General features: G+C 64.3%; 15 protein-coding genes. All 15 read right to left on the reverse strand.

Going from position 1 to position 18,208, the window contains the following annotated elements; translation table 11 throughout:
* Positions 1-91: 91 nt before the first annotated feature.
* Complete coding sequence (locus LK12_RS14735; protein WP_039285656.1) at positions 92-832, reverse strand: Bax inhibitor-1/YccA family protein; 741 nt, start codon at positions 830-832, stop codon at positions 92-94.
* 127 nt (positions 833-959) lie between these two features.
* A complete protein-coding gene (locus LK12_RS14740; RefSeq protein WP_039285659.1) occupies positions 960-1,781 on the reverse strand; it encodes a pyrroline-5-carboxylate reductase family protein in 822 nt (273 codons plus the stop codon).
* A gap of 47 nt (positions 1,782-1,828) precedes the next feature.
* Complete coding sequence (locus LK12_RS14745) at positions 1,829-2,335, reverse strand: type III secretion system chaperone family protein (protein ID WP_039285662.1); 507 nt, start codon at positions 2,333-2,335, stop codon at positions 1,829-1,831.
* Positions 2,336-2,530: 195 nt separating this feature from the next.
* A complete protein-coding gene (locus LK12_RS14750) occupies positions 2,531-4,255 on the reverse strand; it encodes an SPOR domain-containing protein (RefSeq protein ID WP_039285664.1) in 1,725 nt (574 codons plus the stop codon).
* Positions 4,256-4,426: 171 nt separating this feature from the next.
* Positions 4,427-6,028: a cell division protein FtsZ gene (gene ftsZ / locus LK12_RS14755; RefSeq protein WP_039285667.1), complete on the reverse strand. Its 1,602-nt coding sequence runs from the start codon at positions 6,026-6,028 to the stop codon at positions 4,427-4,429.
* 190 nt (positions 6,029-6,218) lie between these two features.
* Positions 6,219-7,499, reverse strand: coding sequence for a cell division protein FtsA (ftsA, locus tag LK12_RS14760; RefSeq protein ID WP_039285670.1), 1,281 nt, complete (start codon positions 7,497-7,499; stop codon positions 6,219-6,221).
* Positions 7,500-7,527: 28 nt separating this feature from the next.
* On the reverse strand, positions 7,528-8,466 hold the full coding sequence (locus LK12_RS14765; protein ID WP_039285672.1) for a cell division protein FtsQ/DivIB: 939 nt from the start codon (positions 8,464-8,466) through the stop codon (positions 7,528-7,530).
* Positions 8,463-9,416 carry a D-alanine--D-alanine ligase gene (locus tag LK12_RS14770; protein WP_039285675.1) on the reverse strand — a complete coding sequence of 318 codons (954 nt, stop codon included), beginning with the start codon at positions 9,414-9,416 and terminating at the stop codon, positions 8,463-8,465. The genes LK12_RS14765 and LK12_RS14770 overlap by 4 nt, the downstream gene beginning before the upstream one ends.
* Positions 9,413-10,312, reverse strand: coding sequence for a UDP-N-acetylmuramate dehydrogenase (gene murB, locus LK12_RS14775; RefSeq protein ID WP_039285676.1), 900 nt, complete (start codon positions 10,310-10,312; stop codon positions 9,413-9,415). The genes LK12_RS14770 and murB overlap by 4 nt, the downstream gene beginning before the upstream one ends.
* Positions 10,309-11,730: a UDP-N-acetylmuramate--L-alanine ligase gene (gene murC / locus LK12_RS14780; protein WP_039285679.1), complete on the reverse strand. Its 1,422-nt coding sequence runs from the start codon at positions 11,728-11,730 to the stop codon at positions 10,309-10,311. Before murC ends, murB begins: the two co-directional genes overlap by 4 nt.
* An 85-nt stretch (positions 11,731-11,815) precedes the next feature.
* Positions 11,816-13,075: an undecaprenyldiphospho-muramoylpentapeptide beta-N-acetylglucosaminyltransferase gene (gene murG / locus LK12_RS14785; protein ID WP_039285682.1), complete on the reverse strand. Its 1,260-nt coding sequence runs from the start codon at positions 13,073-13,075 to the stop codon at positions 11,816-11,818.
* Positions 13,072-14,268, reverse strand: coding sequence for an FtsW/RodA/SpoVE family cell cycle protein (locus tag LK12_RS14790; RefSeq protein ID WP_039285684.1), 1,197 nt, complete (start codon positions 14,266-14,268; stop codon positions 13,072-13,074). Before LK12_RS14790 ends, murG begins: the two co-directional genes overlap by 4 nt.
* Complete coding sequence (gene murD, locus LK12_RS14795; protein ID WP_039285688.1) at positions 14,268-15,623, reverse strand: UDP-N-acetylmuramoyl-L-alanine--D-glutamate ligase; 1,356 nt, start codon at positions 15,621-15,623, stop codon at positions 14,268-14,270. The genes LK12_RS14790 and murD overlap by 1 nt, the downstream gene beginning before the upstream one ends.
* A 14-nt stretch (positions 15,624-15,637) precedes the next feature.
* Entirely contained in the window at positions 15,638-16,708 is a 1,071-nt protein-coding gene (gene mraY, locus LK12_RS14800; RefSeq protein WP_039285691.1) for a phospho-N-acetylmuramoyl-pentapeptide-transferase, read from the reverse strand.
* A 16-nt stretch (positions 16,709-16,724) separates the two neighbouring features.
* Positions 16,725-18,206, reverse strand: a complete 1,482-nt coding sequence (locus tag LK12_RS14805) for a UDP-N-acetylmuramoyl-tripeptide--D-alanyl-D-alanine ligase (protein WP_039285694.1) — start codon at positions 18,204-18,206, stop codon at positions 16,725-16,727.
* Positions 18,207-18,208 lie beyond the last annotated feature (2 nt).

Genomic DNA, 18,208 nt, shown 5'->3' on the forward strand with positions numbered 1-18,208 from the left:
GTGCGACGAACCGCACCGGGCATCTATACCAGTCGAGTCTGTACCCAGGATTTCCAGCTCTATTGAGCCGTGGAAATCAGGCTTTCGGACCTCAGTTGCGCTGGCCCAGGAAGCTCAGCAGGAACTGGAACATGTTGATGAAGTCCAGATAGAGGCTGAGAGCGCCCAGAACCACTGCCTTGCCGATGAACTCGGTGCCGCGCAGGTGGTAGTACTGGTTCTTGAGCATCTGCGTGTCGTAGGCGGTAAGACCCGCGAAAATCAGAACGCCGAGAACCGAAATAACCAGCTGCAGAACGGTCGAACCGACGAAAAGGTTGATCAGCATGGCAACCAGGATGCCGACAACGCCCATGATCAGGAACGTGCCGAAGCCCGACAGATCCTTTTTCGTGGTGTAGCCATAGAGGCTAAGGCCGGCAAAGGCCGCGGCCGTCGCGAAGAAGGTGGTCGCAATCGACGCCTGCGTGAAGACCAGGAAAATCGTCGAAAGCGACAGGCCCATCACCACGCAGAAGCCCCAATAGAGCATCTTGAGTGTGGATTCCTGGAAGCGGTTTGCACCGCCGCTGATCGCGAAGACAAATCCGAGCGGAGCAAGCATGACCACCCACTTGAGCGGCGAGTAGATCATCTGCTCGGCCATGCCGGAATTGGCAAAGAGCATTGCCACGATGCCCGAAAGCAGAACACCGGAAGCCATGTAATTGTAAATCGACAGCATATGCCGCCGCAGCCCCATATCGTAAGAGGCACGGCCACCAGCGCGTCCATCAAGGCTGGGCGACGCACCAAATCCCGATCGGGGCTGGGGGTCGTTCCAATTCGCCATTTCTAACTCCCTTTCGCAGGGGCATAACCGCACAACGCGGACCCCGCACAGGTTCAATATCGTCGCGCCCGGTTAAAGTTTCAAGAAAAACCGGCCGCCGGCATTTGTGACAAATTGTAAGAGGCGATCAGGGCTTGCGCGCCTCTGCCGCCATCGCCGCATTGCGGTCTCGTGAAGCGGTCATGGCTTCCGCTACCACTTCCGCCAGCGCAGCACCTTCGTCCAGCACGTCGAGACCCGCACGGGTTGAGCCGCCCGGGCTGGCCACGCGATCGGCCAGTTCGCCAGGCGACACCGGCGGAACCGCCTGTGCCTGGGCCGCGGCAAGCTGCGCCGCCCCCTCGACCATCGCCACGGCGAGGCGCTGCGCCTGGCTTTCTTCCAGTCCCAGCCCCACGGCCCCGGCGGCCAGTGAATCGATGAACCGGTAGACAAAGGCCGGACCGCAGCCGGCAAGCGCTGTAACAGCATCGAAAAGAGATTCGTCGGCCAGCCATTCCGGCGTGCCAAGCGGTGCCATAAGCGCAGTCACCGCTGCCCGTCCGGTTTCGTCGAGTCCGCGCGAATCGAGCGCAATCGGCGACTTGCCCACGGCAGCAGCAAGATTGGGCATCACCCGTACGATCGCGCCGACATGGGGGAAACGCTCGAAGAGACTGTCGAATTCGACCCCCGCCAGGATCGAGAAGAGCACGGTCTCGCGCCCTGCCAGACCGGCAAGGGCGGGTGCCACGTCGTCGAGCCCCTGCGGCTTGATGCCCAGCATGATCGCATCGAAGCGCTTTTCGGGCAGTTCGCGAAACAGCGTGACGCCAGCGGGAACTTCGCTTCTCTGGGGATCGACCACTGTAAAATGCGAGGCTGGCACGCCCCCCGCGAGCCAGCCGGTGAGCATGGCGCCGGCCATGTTGCCGCAGCCGACGAGCAAAATGTTCTGAAATCGATCCATGACGCCCGCTTAGGACAGCCCCGGCGCGCTGCCAAGGCCGGGAAGCATCAGGCCTCGCCGGCGGCGTCCACCATGGCTGCGGCCAGCGCCTCGGTCGGGCTCTTGTCGCCCCAGAGGATGAACTGGAACACAGGGTAGAAGCGATCGCACTCCTCAAGCGCGGCCTCTACCACCATCTGCGCCTGGCCGGGGCCCAGCAGGCCATCCTCGCCCAGCATCAGGCCGTGCCGGTACAGGACCACCCCGCCGCTCGACCAGACATCGAAATGCCCGAGCCAGACCTGTTCGTTGATGAGCGCCAGCGCCTCGTGAACGGCAGCACGCTTCCCGTCGGTGATGCGGATATCCGGCAGACACAGGAGCTGAAGCACACGGTCTTCGGCCCGCCATACCGCCTGCACCTGATACGTGGCCCAGGCCCCCTTCACTTCCGCGGAGATCTCATCCTCGCTCGTGAATTCGAAGGCCCAGCCGCGCGCTTCGAACAGGGACGCGAGCATCTCCACCGGAGCAGCCTCATCATCCCGATCGATTTCGTCCTGCACGGTCCTCATAAATTCCGACACAAACCCTCCGCTATTGCAGGTACATGGATGCTTTGTCCGGGCGGGTGAGCACAATGCAGCGAAGACGATCGCCTGCGCAAAACTGCACAAGCCTGTTTACAGCGTGTGGATAAGGCTAACCGTTTCTTAAGAAAGTAGCAAAAAAGGCACCGCCGAACCGGACCAATCCGACGCGTTACCCGCTCAGTCGACGGGCAGTACGTCGACAACCTGACCGGCAGGGCTCACCCAGGGCAGCGCACCGTCGATCCCGGCCTTCCTCAGATCCACCACGAACTGATTGGCGGCCTTGCGGCTTTCGAAAGGCCCGGCAAGGATACGGTTGGTACGCCCCAGATCGGTGATGTAGGCCTTGCGTCCCTTGAACAGTTCCGGGGCCTGCTTGGTGTATCGCCGCCAGTCGAAAGCGATTGCGTCCTTGTTGCGGCCGATGCCGATCTGCACCCAGATCCGGCTCGGATGCGCAGGCGGCGCAGGCTTCTTGGGCTTCGGCTTTTCCTCGACCTTGGGCTCCGGTTTGGCCGGCTCGATGCTGCGAATATCCACCGCGCCCGAAGCGGGAGCAGCCTTTGCTGTCGGCTTGCCGAGGTTGGCGAAAGCTTCAGCAAGACTGGGCTGCGCAGGCGCTTGAGGAGTGGGCGTTGGGGCGGAAGCAGCAGGCGCGGTCGCAGCGCCGGGCTGCAGCGCCTGTCCTGCCGGGAGCTGCGCCAGGTCAAAGCCGGGCTCCGGCGTTTCGGTCGCCGGGGCGGTCGGCACCGGGACAACGGCCGGGCGCGGCGCCGGCTCCGGCGTACTGGGCAGGGCAGCCCTGGCGGGCTCTGCCACCGGCGGCGCGCTGTCCGCCGATTTTCGTAGCGGTGGAAGCTCACCGGTGCTTTCGATCGCCGGCTTGGGATCTGGCGGAGCGACACGATCCGGATCGGCGGCTGCGAGGCTCGTCTTGCGCACGGTCTCGCTGCGCCGGGAAGCCTTCCTGGACGACTTGCTCTCTGACTTGGCGCTCTTGCGCGCACGATTGCCGTCGAGAGGTTCCCCCTTGGAAACGAGAGCAGTGTCTGCGGCGGCAACGCGAGTCGGCGAATATGCAGCGATGCGGGGGTCGTCGTGCCCAATTTCAGAGGCTCTGGGAAAGCGACCGAGATTGGCGGCGGCAGCCTGCTGCGCCTTCGTCAAGCGCGGCATGTAGCGCAAGTAGGGAGCGACGTTTTCCGCCAGTTGCGGCGGCAGGATGGTCTCGGTGATGTCGACAGCCTGCTTCGTCTGGCCATCGATGGCGAGCGCAAAGGCCCGCGTCCGCCAGCCTGGCTTGTCTCGCTTGCGAAGCAGCGGCATCAGCGTTTCTTCCGCGGCTTCCTGATCGCCGCCGATTGCCTGGCTGATCGCAAGGCGCATGCGCACTTCGTCGGTATCTTCTGCTGCCAGGGCCACGGCGTAAAAGCGTTGTGCCGCGAGCGTATCTCCCACGAGATCATAGGCAAGCCCGCGATCGGCAGCGATTTCCGCGGACGGCGCCCCGGCCTTTGCCGCCTCGTCGAAGAGCTTGATAGCGCTAATCGGATCGCCGTTCATCACGTTGGCGCGGGCAAGCCCGGCCTTCACACGCGGACTGTCGGGAGAAATTTCACCTGCACGACGATAGAAGCCAATCGCTGCATCCATGTCGCCGAGACCGCGCGCAGCATCCCCGGCATCGACCAGTGCATCGAAATTGCGCGGATCACGGCCCAGCCTGGCAAGCGCATCGTTCAGATGTTGCGTGTCTTGCGATGGAAGGGCCTGGACTACGGGCTGCGACACGACTGGCGCGCTCTGCGCCAACGCGCCCGCAGACCAGACCGCCGCGCCGCCCAGTGCCGTGACCGCGAACGTTCTGAAAAGCCCGTTATTTACCCGCAAGACCAGAGACATCCTTACCTGACGCGGACACGCGCCCGCTTGCTCGCTACCATCGTCGAACCATTGCGCGACGCGCGCTCCTTGGAACAGGTGCGATGAACCTTACGCGAACGGGCCGGAAGACGGTCGGCAGTGCGCCTTCCCGCCACGATATCTCGCGCCGCCCCGTCCGACCCCCTTCGCCTACTGGTTGTTCTGCCTGCCGAGGAAGCGCGGAATGCTGATCGAGGCACTATCGTCATCGTCATCGTCGTCCTGCACCGGCGCTTCGTTGGCGGTCGGCTTGGGACGAGAAAGATTCGTCATGCGCTCGAAAAGGGTACTGCCACCGCCAACCGGCTTCGGCCGCGGCGCCGGAGCATCCGCACGGTCGGCCGGAGCGGGAGCTGCCTGACCGTCATCGAGCAACAGTTCATCCTGTCGCCCCGGTTGCGCCGGCGCGTTCGCATCCTCCGACTCTTCCTCGGCGCCAAGTTCCAGCGGTTCCTTGCGGGATGCGCTCAGGCCGGCAAGGCTGGCATACTTGCCCGACGGGGCCTCACCGACTTCGTCTTCAGCATCTGCATCTTCGACTTCATCGCCCGCACCGAGCTCAAGCTCGGCGGACGGCTCGTATTGCTCCGGCACCGAAGCTGCGACCGGCATGGGCTCTTCCTCGGGCTCTGCTTCCGGTTCACTGGGAACGAACGGCGGCGGAGCCGGCGGGACTTCGGAAATGCTCGGAGCCGGTGCCGGCTGCGGCGCCTGTACGGTCGGCCGGACCGGGCCACGCGATGCCCCCAGATTGAGCGGGCGCGATGCCTCCTCGGCCTGCTCCGCGGTCTGCTCGATGCCGGTTGCGACCACGGAAACGCGGATGCGTCCCTGCAGGTCCGGATTGAAGGCGGAACCCCAGATGATGTTGGCGTCGCTGTCGACCAGTTCGCGAATGTGGTTCGCGGCCTCGTCCACTTCGAGCAGCTTCATGTCGTCGCCGCCGATGATCGAGATGATCACGCCCTTGGCGCCCTGCATCGACACGCCGTCGAGCAGCGGGTTGGCAATGGCACGTTCGGCGGCCTCGAGTGCGCGGTTCGGGCCCTCGCCCTCGCCCGTGCCCATCATTGCCTTGCCCATCTCGCCCATGACCGAACGGACGTCCGCAAAGTCGAGATTGATCAGGCCCGGCATGACCATGAGGTCGGTGATCGAGCGCACGCCCTGCTGCAGCACTTCGTCGGCAAGCTGGAAGGCTTCCTTGAAGGTCGTCTCCGCCTTGGCGACGAGGAACAGGTTCTGGTTCGGAATGACGATGAGCGTATCGACGTGCTTCTGCAGCTCTTCGATGCCCGCTTCGGCAGCGCGCATGCGGCGCGTACCTTCGAACAGGAATGGCTTGGTGACCACACCAACCGTGAGCACGCCCTTGGCGCGCGCGGCCTCGGCGATGATCGGCGCAGCGCCGGTACCGGTGCCCCCGCCCATGCCGGCAGCGATGAAGACCATGTGCACGCCGTCGAGCAGGCGGTCGATCTCTTCGAGCGTCTCTTCGGCAGCCGCGCGGCCGACTTCCGGACGTGAACCCGCCCCCAGGCCCTGCGTGATGTCCGGACCGAGCTGGACACGCGTTTCGGCGATGGAGTTGTTCAGGGCCTGCGCGTCCGTGTTGGTGACGACGAAGTCGACACCCTCGATCTGCGCCTCGATCATGTTGGCGATGGCATTGCCGCCGGCGCCACCTACGCCAATGACGACAATCCGGGGACGAAGCTCGTCGATCGCCGGCGGTCCAATGTTAATGCTCATTCTGCTCTCCTGGCACTCGGGCGCGCGAAGGAATTACTTTGACTAGTCTGATTGCACGCTTCGACTCATCGAAGCAAAGCATGGTAAACCTTTGTCCACAGCCAAAACCGCCACCTCGCGTGACTTGTGCGCCGCTCGACCGCAACCGCTGCACGACTGGCCTGATCATGGAATTCGGCAACCGCTGAGTTCAAAAGTATTCCTTCAACGCGTGGTAGACTCGGCCGACCATTCCAAGGCCGCCCAGCTTGATCGTCTGTTGCGTGCGACGGCCCATCGCACGAATATCGACAGGGTCCGCCCCCGCATACAGAACCAGCCCGGCCAAGGTCGAAAAGCCCGGCTTGATATGGGCCTCGGCCAGTCCCGCGAGATGCGGCACGCGACCGATGCGAACCGGCTTCCCAAGCGCAGCCTGGGCATAGTCGGCAAGCCCGACCAGCTCCGCGCCGCCGCCGGTAAAGACGATCTGCTTGCCCCGCTGGCCAGTGAAGCGCATCGTCTTGAGCGCCTTGTTGACCTCTTCCATCACCACGCCGAGCTGGCCGGTGATCACGCCGATGAGTTCGGCGCGCGGAATGCGGTTCTTCTCGTCCGCGTGACGCGCCAGAGGACCGGTTTCCTCTTCGCCTGGCGCATTGACCGGGATCATCTCGCGATGATCGTGCGGACTGGCGATCGCCGATCCGTTGACGCACTTGAGCCGTTCGGCCTGGTACCGGCGAATCCCGAAGGCGGAGGCGACGGCATCGGTCAGGTCCGCCGACCCCATCGGAATCGCGATCATATCCTTGAGCAGACCCTGCTCGTAGATCGCGACATTGGTAACTTCCGCCCCGAATTCAACCAGCGCGACGCCGAGATCGCGTTCCTCGGGCGAGAGGCAGGCCTGTCCGGCAGCGATCGGTGACCCGACGACGGCCTCGACTTCGAGGTGTGCGCTCTGGACCGCTTCGGTAAGATTGCGGATGGGGGCGCCGTCGGCGAGCATCACGTGGATATCGACGCCCAGACGCTCTGCGTGCAGGCCGCGCGGATTGCCGACACCGTGCGCCCCGTCGAGCCGATACTGGGCCGGTTGCGCGTGCAGGACCATGCGCCCGTCCGGCTGGATGACGTCGCGCGCGGACAGCAACAACTGGTCGATGTCTTCCTGTTCGATGCGGCGGCCGCCGATCTCGGCGTCGAACTGGTCGATGCGGCTGGCCAGCCCGGCACCGGAGCAACCGATCCAGACCTTCTGCACCGCGGTGTCCGCCATCTTCTCCGCACGGTCAATCGCATCGCGGACCGCGTAAGTGGCGGCGGCAATGTCCGTGACGTATCCGCGCTTGATGCCCTGGCTGGCACGATGCCCAGAGCCCAGCACCACCATCTCTCCCACCTCGTTGATGCCGGCGACGATGGCGGAAATGCGAAAAGAGCCGATATTCACCGCTCCGAAGACGCGAGCGATCCTGGGCGACGCCATTATTCCTGTTCCCCCGAACTGTGCACCTTCACTGCTCTCCTGCCTGAGCCGTGTGCGGAACCGCGGCGGCCTTGAGCGCCAGTTCCTTGCCCTCTTCATCGGGCACACGAAGATAGATCCGGTCCTTCGCCCGCATGTCGAACGCTGTGACCTTGCCGCCGAGCAAACGGTTGGTGCCGTCGAGACGCGCAAACGTCACAAGCGCGCTCGCTGCCTCCCGCTCGCCTTCGGGCAGAGCCAGGACCTGCCCTGTCTGGAACGTGAGGTTCCAGCGCCGGTTCCCGATCCACTCCGCTTCCGCCACGCGAGGTTTGAGCGCAGGCGCAGCCTCGAGCAGATGCGAAAGGGCTATGACCTGCTGGCCGGCCCCGGGGCCGGACACGATCAGCTTGCCGTTTGCGTTCCTGCGGCTGATCGATTCCAGCTCGTGCCCGGTTTTGTCGATCAGCACGAAATGGTCCGCCTTGCGCAGGACAGCGCTGGGCTTGCGCTCGACGATGTCGATCACCAACGTATCGGGCAACTGCCGCGACACCCGCGCATCCTTGACCCACGACAGTTCCAGCAACTCGCTGCGCAAGGCATCGAGGTCCACCAGCGGCATCGCCCGATTGCGCTCGGCAAGGGCCTTTTCGTAGACCTTCAACTCATTGATGTTCTTCACGCCGCGCACTTCAACGCGCTGAACTTCGAAACCCGCATCCGATGCGACTTGCGCAAGCTGCATTGCGGCCATGGTCGGCACGCCGGCCATCGAGGCGACGACCCATGCCAGAACGGCTGTCCCGCCCAGGATCGCGAAAAGGAAGATGCGGTGCAACTGTTCTTCGGAAAACGGCAGCCAGCCCATCGCCACGTCGAGCGCGGAACCGGTACGCGCCTTCGCCGTGCGCACCTTCGCCTTGTTACCCTGAGCCGCCGCGGACTTGCGCGCGGTCCTGGCCTTGCGGCGGATCGTCGTGCTCATTTGGCCCCCTTCCGCTTTTCGGCGTCAGCCATGGCTTCCGCAATTATCGCCTCGACCAGATCGGGATAGTCCATGCCGCAGGCCTTGGCCTGCTCGGGCACGAGGCTCAGCGGGGTCATGCCCGGCTGGGTATTGGTTTCGAGCAGGAACAGGCCCTCGACGCCCTGCGTGTCGTCCCAGCGGAAATCGGAACGGCTGGTGCCCTTGCAGCCCAGCAACTGGTGCGCGCGCAGGGCCAGATCCTTGCAGGCCTGCGTGATCTCGTCGGGAATTTCGGCCGGGCAGACATGCTCGGTCATGCCGTCGGTGTACTTGGCATCGAAATCGTAGAAGCCGGACTTCGGGCGCAGTTCGGTCACGAGCAGAGCGCGGTCGCCGATCACCGCCGTCGTCAGTTCGCGGCCGCGGATATAGGGTTCGGCCAGAAGCTCGTCGAATTCCTGCCAGGGTCCCTTGGTATCGCGGCCGATCGGATTGCCGAAATTGCTGTCCTCGGTGACGATCGCCACGCCAACCGAGGAGCCTTCGTTCACTGGCTTTAGCACATAGGGGCGCGGCAGCGGATCGCGCTCGTGAATGTCCGCCGACTTGACCACGCGCCCGCCCGGCATCGGGATGCCATGTGGCACCAGCGCCTGCTTGGTCAGTTCCTTGTCGATGGCGATTACCGAGGTCGCAAGGCCCGAGTGCGTATAAGTGAGGCCCATCAGGTCCATCATGCCCTGCACGGTGCCATCCTCGCCCGGCGCGCCGTGAAGAGCATTGAATACGACATCGGGCTTGGTCTCGGCGAGCTTGATCGCGACATCGCGGTCCATGTCGATGCGCGTGACCTTGTGCCCCTTGCTCTCCAAAGCCTTGGCAACGCCCTCCCCGCTCATCAGCGAAACCGGCCGTTCGTTCGACCAGCCGCCCATCAGGACTGCAACGTGGAGCTTGGGGAGAGTCACTTTACCTTGCCTACTCTTTGAATTTCCCACTCGAGCGTAACGCCCGAATTGCCCTTCACCCGCCGGCGCACTTCCTCGCCCAGCGCCTCGATGTCCGCGCTGGTGGCCTCGCCGGTGTTGATGAGGAAGTTGGTGTGCTTTTCCGAAACCTGCGCGCCGCCCATCTGAAGACCACGGCAGCCGGCCTTGTCGACCAGTTCCCAGGCCTTGTGGCCATCGGGGTTCTTGAAGGTTGAGCCGCCCGTCTTGCTGCGCAGCGGCTGGCTGGCCTCGCGGCTGGCGGAGATGCGGTCCATTTCTGCCTGAATGGCTGCCGGCTCGCCGGGCCGCCCCTTGAAGCGGGCAGCGACGACAATGGCGCCTTCGGGCAGTTCCGAATGGCGATAGGTATAGCCGAGGTCGGCGTTCTGCAGCGTCACCCGCGATCCGTCGCGCAGCACCACGTCGCAGTCGATCAGGATGTCCTTGACCTCACCGCCATAGGCCCCGCCGTTCATGCGCACGAACCCGCCGACCGTGCCGGGGATCGAGCGCAGGAATTCCACACCGGCAATGCCGTTGTCTCGCGCGGTCGAGGACACGAGAATCCCCGTGGCCCCACCCCCGCATTCGAGCGTAAGGTCGGCGGTCTTCGTCACTTTGGCAAAAGGCTTGCCCAGCCGCACGACCACGCCGGGCACGCCGCCATCGCGCACGATCATGTTGGAGCCGAGGCCCAGCGCCATGACCGGAACGGCCGGATCGAGTTCGCGCAGGAACTGCTGCAGGTCCGCAACGTCCTTGGGCTCGAACAGCCATTCCGCAGTCCCGCCCGACTTGAACCAGACGAGTGGCGCCAGCGGCGCATTCGGCGTCAGCTTGCCGGAAACCGCAGGGAGAACGGCCTGATCGCTCACACAGCCCTCCTCGCCTTGATGGCATCGGCGAGGCCTGCGGCCCACTTGGTGATGTCGCCGGCGCCGAGGCACACGACCATGTCGTCGGGCTGCAGCGTTTCGGCCAGACGATCGGCGAGTTCATCCGGCCCGGAAATGACCTGTGCCGAGCGATGGCCGCGCGACTTCAGGCCCTCGACCATCGACTCGCTGTCGATGCCTTCAATGGGCTGTTCGCCAGCGGCGTAGACCGGCGTGGCATAGACCACATCCGCGTCGTTGAAGGCGCCCTGAAAGTCCTCCATGTGATCGCGCAGGCGGGTGTAGCGGTGCGGCTGCGCAACTGCGATCACGCGGCCCTTCACGCCTTCGCGTGCGGCGGCAAGCACCGCGCGGATTTCCACCGGGTGATGGCCGTAATCGTCAATGATCGTCACCGAGCCGCCATCCAGTGCGAGTTCGCCGACCTTGGTGAAGCGCCGCTTCACGCCGCCGAACTTGGCGAAGCCGGTCTGGATGACCTTCTCCGCACAACCCATTTCCACCGCCACGCCGACCGCGGCCAACGCGTTCTGCACGTTGTGGCGGCCGGGCATCGGCAGTTCGATACCTTCGATGCGGCGGAACGAGCCGTCGCGCTGACGCAGCGCCACATCGAAGCGGTTGCCGCCGGGGATCGGGGTGACGTTCTCGCCGCGAATGTCCGCCTGCGCCGAGAAGCCATAGGTCACAACACGGCGGTCGCGGACCTTGGGAATGATTGCCTGCACTTCCGGGTGATCGACGCAGAGCATCGCCGCGCCGTAGAACGGCACGTTCTCGATGAACTCGACGAAGGCTTCCTTCACGCGGTCGAACGAACCGTAGTGATCGAGATGCTCGGGATCGATGTTGGTAACGACAGCCAGCGTGCCATCGAGGCGCAGGAAGGAGCCGTCGCTCTCGTCCGCTTCGACCACCATCCAGTCGCTCTCACCGAGGCGCGCGTTGGAGCCATAGGCATTGATGATGCCGCCGTTGATCACCGTGGGATCGACCCCGCCCGCATCGAGCAGCGCGGCGATCATCGAGGTCGTCGTCGTCTTTCCGTGCGTGCCGGCCACGGCCACGGTGTTCTTGAGCCGCATGAGTTCGGCCAGCATTTCCGCGCGGCGTACCACCGGGATGCGGTTTTCAAGCGCATAGACGACTTCGGGATTGTCGCGCTTGACCGCCGTGGACGTGACGACAACCGCCGCGCCATTCACGTTTTCGCCCGAATGCCCGATCATCACCTTGATGCCACGATCGCGCAGTCCTTCGACCACATAGCTCTCGGCGATGTCGGAGCCCTGCACGGAATAGCCGAGGTTGTGCATGACCTCGGCAATGCCGGACATGCCGATGCCGCCGATGCCGACGAAATGAATCGTTCCGATGTCGGTGCCGACGCCCTTCATCGTACCGCCCTGCGCGTGGGGCCATGACCCGATCGGCCCGGCAAGTGCGCCGTGGAAAAGTTTCCGCCCCGAACGCACCAAAAGGTCACTGCGCCTGCTCCCTGGCCAGCGCCTCACCGCCAGTGGCGGGCATCGTCTTTTCCATGCGGATCACATCCATGATCGGCGAGGCACCGAAGCCCTCCACGAGATCCGCGAGATCCTTGGCCGCGTTGGGATAGCCGCAGTTCCAGGCAGCGTGGGCTGCATTGCCGAGAGTCTGCGGGTTCTTGCCAATCGCCTGGATCTGCAGGCAGACGTCCTTGGCCATCTTCTGGTAGATCTCGGCCTGTTCCTTGAGCAAGGCGTTCTTGCGGTCGCCACGGTACGTCTCGGGATCCTCGGTGGTGATCGCGGGCTGCCGAATGACGCGGGCACCGCCCGAGGCAACGACTTCGCGGGTGTTGGCGGACTGATGATCGTCCATCGCATAAGGTAGTGGAATAAGAATGGCGGGACGGCCGACCACGGTCAGTTCTGCAATCGTCGAGGCGCCTGCGCGGCCGATGAACAGGTGCGCCGAGGCGAGGCGCTCGGCCATGTCCTCGAAATAGGTGGCGAGCTCGGCCGGGATCCCGTGCACGGCATAGCGCTGGCGCACCGCTTCGATGTCTTCGGGGCGGCATTGCTGGATAACCTGCAGGCGCGATCGCATCGTCGGTGGCAGCATGGCCAGCCCTTCGGGGATGACCTGCGAGAGTACCCTTGCTCCCTGGCTGCCCCCGGTCACCAGGATCCGGAACAGGCTGTCCTCGGTAAATTCCGGGAACGGCTGATCGCGCAGTTTCAGCACTTCCGTGCGTACCGGATTGCCGACCAGCGTCACCTTGTCTTCGTATTGCGGTTCGAGCCGGTCCACCTGTCCGAACGAAGTGGCGATGGCATCGACCTTGCCCGCGAAATAGCGGTTGACCCGTCCGAGCACCGAATTCTGCTCATGCAGCACGATCGGCAGTTTGGCGGCCCTTGCCGCCAGCATCGTCGGCAGAGCCGGATACCCGCCGAATCCGACGACCGCGGACGGCTGGAAGCTCTCGAACAGGCGCAATGCCATGGAACGGCCCTGCAGAACGCCGCGCACCCCCCTGATCCAGCCGATGGGGTTCTTTCCCGCAATGCGCCCCGGAGGCAGGACATGCGATGTTAGATAATCGGGCTTGCCGGGAATCGCCGCCCCGCGCTCGTCAGTGATAAGCGCGACGTGATGTCCACGCTCGTGCAGTTCGGCGGCAAGCGCAAAGGCGGGAATAAGGTGTCCGCCGGTTCCGCCCGCGGCGAGAACGTAATGGCGGGAAACCGCACTCATTGAATGTCTCCCATGGCGCGCAGCGAGAACTTCTCGCGCTGGATGAACGGATTGCGCCGGGTGATCGCGAGCAACAGGCCGATACACAGGCACATCGCCACTGTCGACGATCCGCCATAGCTGATCAATGGCAAGGTCATGCCCTTGGACGGGAAAAGCTGCAGGTTGACGAGAATGTTGATGAAGGCCTGTCCGCCGAACTGCGCGGCAAAGCCCGACGCGGCGAGCACGGTGAAGAGGTCCTCCTCTTCCACCAGCCGCAGAATCACCCGGACGAGGATCGCCAGATAGAGCACGACGATGATCATGCACGCCAGCAGTCCGAACTCCTCGCCGATGACCGAGAAGATGTAGTCGGTATGCGCTTCCGGGAGCGCCATCTTGCGCGAGCCCATCCAGAAGCCGAGCCCGGTCCACCCGCCGTTGAGCAAGGTGCGCTGAGCCAGGTCGACCTGGTCGAATGCAGTGCCGCCGAAAAGGAAGTTGTCGATGCGGTTCCGGCCGTTGTCATAGGTGAAGTACATCAGGACCAAGCCCACCAGGCCGAGACCGAAGAACATCCCCAGCTTCTTCACATCTATGCCGGTCAGCAGGATCAGAACGAGAAAGGTCCCCGAAAACAGCATCGTGGAACCGAAGTCCGGCTGCAGCATCAGCAGCACCGCCAGAAATCCCATCAGCCCGAAGCAGATGGCAATCACGGGTATCTGCTGGTCGCGGGCCCGCCATGACAGGACCCACGCCAGGAGAATGGGATAGCCCGCCTTGAGAAACTCGGAAGGCTGCAATGAAACGCCGAAGCGCAGCCAGCGCCTCGCGCCGTTGACTTCGGAACCGATGATCGGGACCAGGACCAGCGCGGCGAGCATGGCGCCGCCGAGCAGGATGCCGAAGCGGCGCGCATTGTCCTTGGAAAGGCTCGATGCCCAGAACATGGCGGCAAGGCCCAGCAACTGCCAGCGCATGTGCAGGTAGAAGAAGTAGAGGTTCGGCAACTTCTCCTGCGCGGTGGACAGGCGCCGCGCACTGGCCGGCGAACTGGCCGCGACGGCCACGGCGCCGATCGCCATGAGGATCAGGACGAGGATCAGCGTACCGCGATCGATCTCCTGCCACCACACGGCCAGGCGGCCACGCCGATTGCGGTTGTACCGCGCTGCCAGCGACCCGTGCGGTTGTGCGACACTGGCCATCAGGCCTTGACCTCCTCTTCCTCGTCGGGAGCGAGCAGCGCTTCCACGATCTGGCGAAACGCCTGACCGCGGGCCTCGAAATCACGGAACTGGTCAAAGCTGGCGCACGCGGGAGAAAGCATCACGATGTCACCCGGCTTGGCCGCTGCCATCGCCTGTCGGATCGCCTCGGCCATCATTTCCGACCGGAAAACGCGCGTATGGGGCGAAAGGATCTCGGCAAACCGGGGGCCGGCGTCGCCAATGGTGTAAGCTGCGGCGATGTTGCCGAAATAGGGCGCGCACTCGTCGAGGTCGTCGCCCTTGGGCAGGCCGCCGACGATCCAGTGGATGCGCGGCTCCGGATCCGGAGGAAAGGCTGCAATGGCAGGCGCAGCGGACGCCGGATTGGTCGCCTTGCTGTCGTTGATGTAGACCACGCCACCGGCTTCGGCGACACGCTCCATGCGGTGGGGCAAGCCGCGAAAGTTGCGCAATGCCTTCTTCCACTGCGCCTTGGTGATGCCCAGCGCCTCGACAATGGCGACCGCGACAGCGGCGTTCTGGAGATTGTGGGGACCCTGCAATGAGGGCCAGTCCCGCTGCATCTCGACCAGCTGACTGCCGTCGACAAGGCGCACCAGTCCCGCCTCGCGCCGGGCCGCCTCGATACGGGCAATCGAACGCGTTTCGCGATCGCCTGTGCCGAACACGCCCCGATGCTCCTTGCCCTGCATCTCGAACAGACGCGCCTTTGAGGCGGCATAGGTCTGAAAGTCGCCGTATCGTTCAAGATGATCCGGCGTGATATTGAGCAGCGCGGCCACGTCGCAATCGAGTGAGAAGGTCAGGTCGATCTGATAGCTCGACAGTTCGAGCACGTAGACGCCGCCCTTCGGCAACGGATCCGCGCCAAGGACAGGCACGCCGATGTTGCCGCCCACGCGGGCCGGCACGCCCGCGACGGTGAGAATATGGTGGACCAGCGAAGTCGTCGTCGACTTGCCGTTCGTGCCGGTAATACCGACCACCCGATGTTCCGGCAGACTGTCGCGCGCCAGGGCAAACAGTTCGATGTCGCCGATGACCGGCACCCCGGCCCTCGCCGCAGCATCGGAGACGGGATGGCGGTTGAGGGGAATGCCGGGCGAAACGACAATGGCCTCATAGCCGGACAGGTCCGCGGTTACCGGGTCCGCCAGTTCCACCTTTCCGCAATCGATCCATTCGCACAGGGCCTGACGCGGCTCGTCGCGGCTGTCCCAGGCCATGACATGCGCCCCGCTGGAAACCAGCGTCGCGACCGCCGCCTGTCCCGACCGGGCCAGACCGAGGACCGCGTAGCGCTTTCCGGCAAAGGCGGGAGAGACGATCACGCGTCGCGCGCCCCCTACCGCAGTTTCAGCGTGGAAAGGCCGATCACCGCGAGGACGATCGAAATGATCCAGAAGCGGATGACGACGGTCGATTCCCGCCAGCCCTTCTGCTCGAAGTGGTGGTGGATCGGCGCCATGCGAAATACGCGGCGACCCGTCCGCTTGAACCAGAAGACCTGGATGATGACCGAGACCGCCTCGAGCACGAAGAGGCCGCCGACGATGGCGAGCACGATTTCGTGATGGGCGGCAACGGCAATGGCCCCCAGCGCGCCGCCGAGAGCCAGTGAGCCGGTATCTCCCATGAACACGGCCGCTGGCGGTGCGTTGAACCACAGGAAAGCCAGCCCCGCGCCCATGATACCGGCACAGAAGATCGCAAGCTCACCGGCACGCGGCACATGCGGAATGCCCAGATAGGTGGCAAAGTCCACGCGCCCGGCCAGGTAGCAGATGATCGCGAAGGTTCCGGCCGCGATGATCACCGGCATCGTCGCAAGACCGTCCAGACCGTCGGTGAGGTTCACGGCATTGCCGGCCCCCACGATCACGAAGGCCGCGAACACGTAATAGAATGGCCCCAGCGGAATGTACCGTCCCGACAGGAAGGGCACATAGAGGTTGGTGTTGAGCTGGCTGACGATGATCCATGCGGCAATGCCGGCCACGACGAACTCCAGCAACAGCCGGACCTTGCTCGAAAGCCCCTTGTGGCTGCTCTTGGAGACCTTGTCGTAGTCATCCATGAACCCGATCGCGCCGAACCCCACAGTCACGGCGATGCACGCCCAGACGAACGGGTTGGTCACGTCCATGAACAACGCCATCGACAGAACCAGCGCCGTAAGGATCATCAGGCCGCCCATCGTCGGCGTGCCGCGCTTGGCGAGATGGGTCTGCGGCCCGTCCTCGCGGATCGGCTGCCCCTTGCCCTGACGTACCCTCAACATGCTGATGAACCTGGGGCCGATCAGAAGGCCGATGAAAAGAGCCGTCATCAGCGCCGCGCCCGAGCGAAACGACTGGTAGCGGAAGAGGTTGGCCAGCCCCTCGAAATTCATCCATTCTGCAATGAGATACAGCATGTCGCGGGGGCTACCCCTACCCTTCCTGTTTGCTTAGCGCCGTCACCAGGGAAGCCAGCCCTACCGAGTTCGACCCTTTGACCAGGATGGCATCGTCCCGTTCAAGCCCGAACGCGCGCAAGGCATCGACAGCTTCCCCCACGTTTGCGCAATGCGCGAAGGGCATGGATTTGCCAAGCTCGCCGCCGGCCGATTTCCCCAATTCCTCCGCCAATGCCGTCATCTCTTCGCCTACCAATATAGCATAGTCCACGCCCGCGTCGCGGATCGGACCGGCGAGAGCGGCATGGTAGTCCGGCCCGTGACTGCCGAGCTCCTTCATCGCCCCGAGCACGGCAATGCGCCGGCGGGCCGGCGTCCGGCCGAGTTGGGCGAGAGTCGCGCGCATGGAGGCCGGGTTGGCGTTGTAGCTCTCGTCGATCAGCAGCGCCTTGCGCAGACCGTCTTCGTCGGGCTCGCCCCCCGCCACGTCGATTTCCAGCCGCGCGCCGCGCCCGGGCAGACCGCCCATCTCGGCAAGCGCCACGCCTGCCGCGCCGAGATCGCCCTTCACCGCGCGAACGGCCGCCATGACCGCCAGCGAATTGATCACGTGATGTTCGCCCGGCGTGGCAATCGTGTAGCAGACGCGGCGGTCGCCCATGTCGACCGTCACGAGAGAACCGCCGCCAATAGCGGGCACGGTATCGAGCAGGCGCACATCGGCATCGGCAGCCTTGCCGAACGACACGACAGTGGCTCCGCACGCGACCGCTGCGTCGCGAAGACGCTCGAAATGCGGGCTGTCGGCGGGAATGACAGCCGAACCACCGGCCTCCAGTCCCTGGAAAATCTCCGCCTTGGCATCGGCGATCGCCTCTTCGGAGCCGAGCATCTCGATATGGGCGGGCGCAATCGTCGTGATCACCGCGACATGCGGCCGCACCTGCCGGGTCAGATCCGCGATTTCCCCCGCATGGTTCATGCCCATCTCGTAGACGGCGAAACGCGTGCGGCTGGGCGTGCGGGCAAGGCTCAACGGCACGCCGACATGGTTGTTGTAGCTCTTGACCGAACGGTGCGCATCGCCTCGGCTCGCACGGTCGAGAGCAGTGAAGATCATCTCCTTCACACCGGTCTTGCCGACCGACCCGGTGACGCCGATCACGGGACCGCGGGTTCGGGCCCGGGCAGCGGCTCCGAGGCGCACGAGTGCATCCGTGGTATCGTTGACGAGAACGTGCGGGCCATCGACCGGCCGGTCGACGACAACGGCTGCCGCACCCTTGGCGAATGCCATCTCAACGAAGCGGTGCCCATCGGTGGATTCGCCCTTGAGTGCGAAGAAAAGATCGCCCGGCTGCACGTCGCGGCTATCGATCTCGACGCCCGATACGGTGAAGTCGGCATTGGCCGTGCCCTTTACGGCGCGAGCAATGGAAATGGCGTCCCACAGGATGTGCGGGTTTTCTTCATCCGCTTCAACCGGCCAGTCGAGAATGCGGGCTACAGCGTTCATCG

Source organism: Novosphingobium malaysiense, assembly GCF_000802225.1.
In the GTDB taxonomy this organism is placed as follows: Bacteria; Pseudomonadota; Alphaproteobacteria; order Sphingomonadales; family Sphingomonadaceae; genus Novosphingobium; species Novosphingobium malaysiense.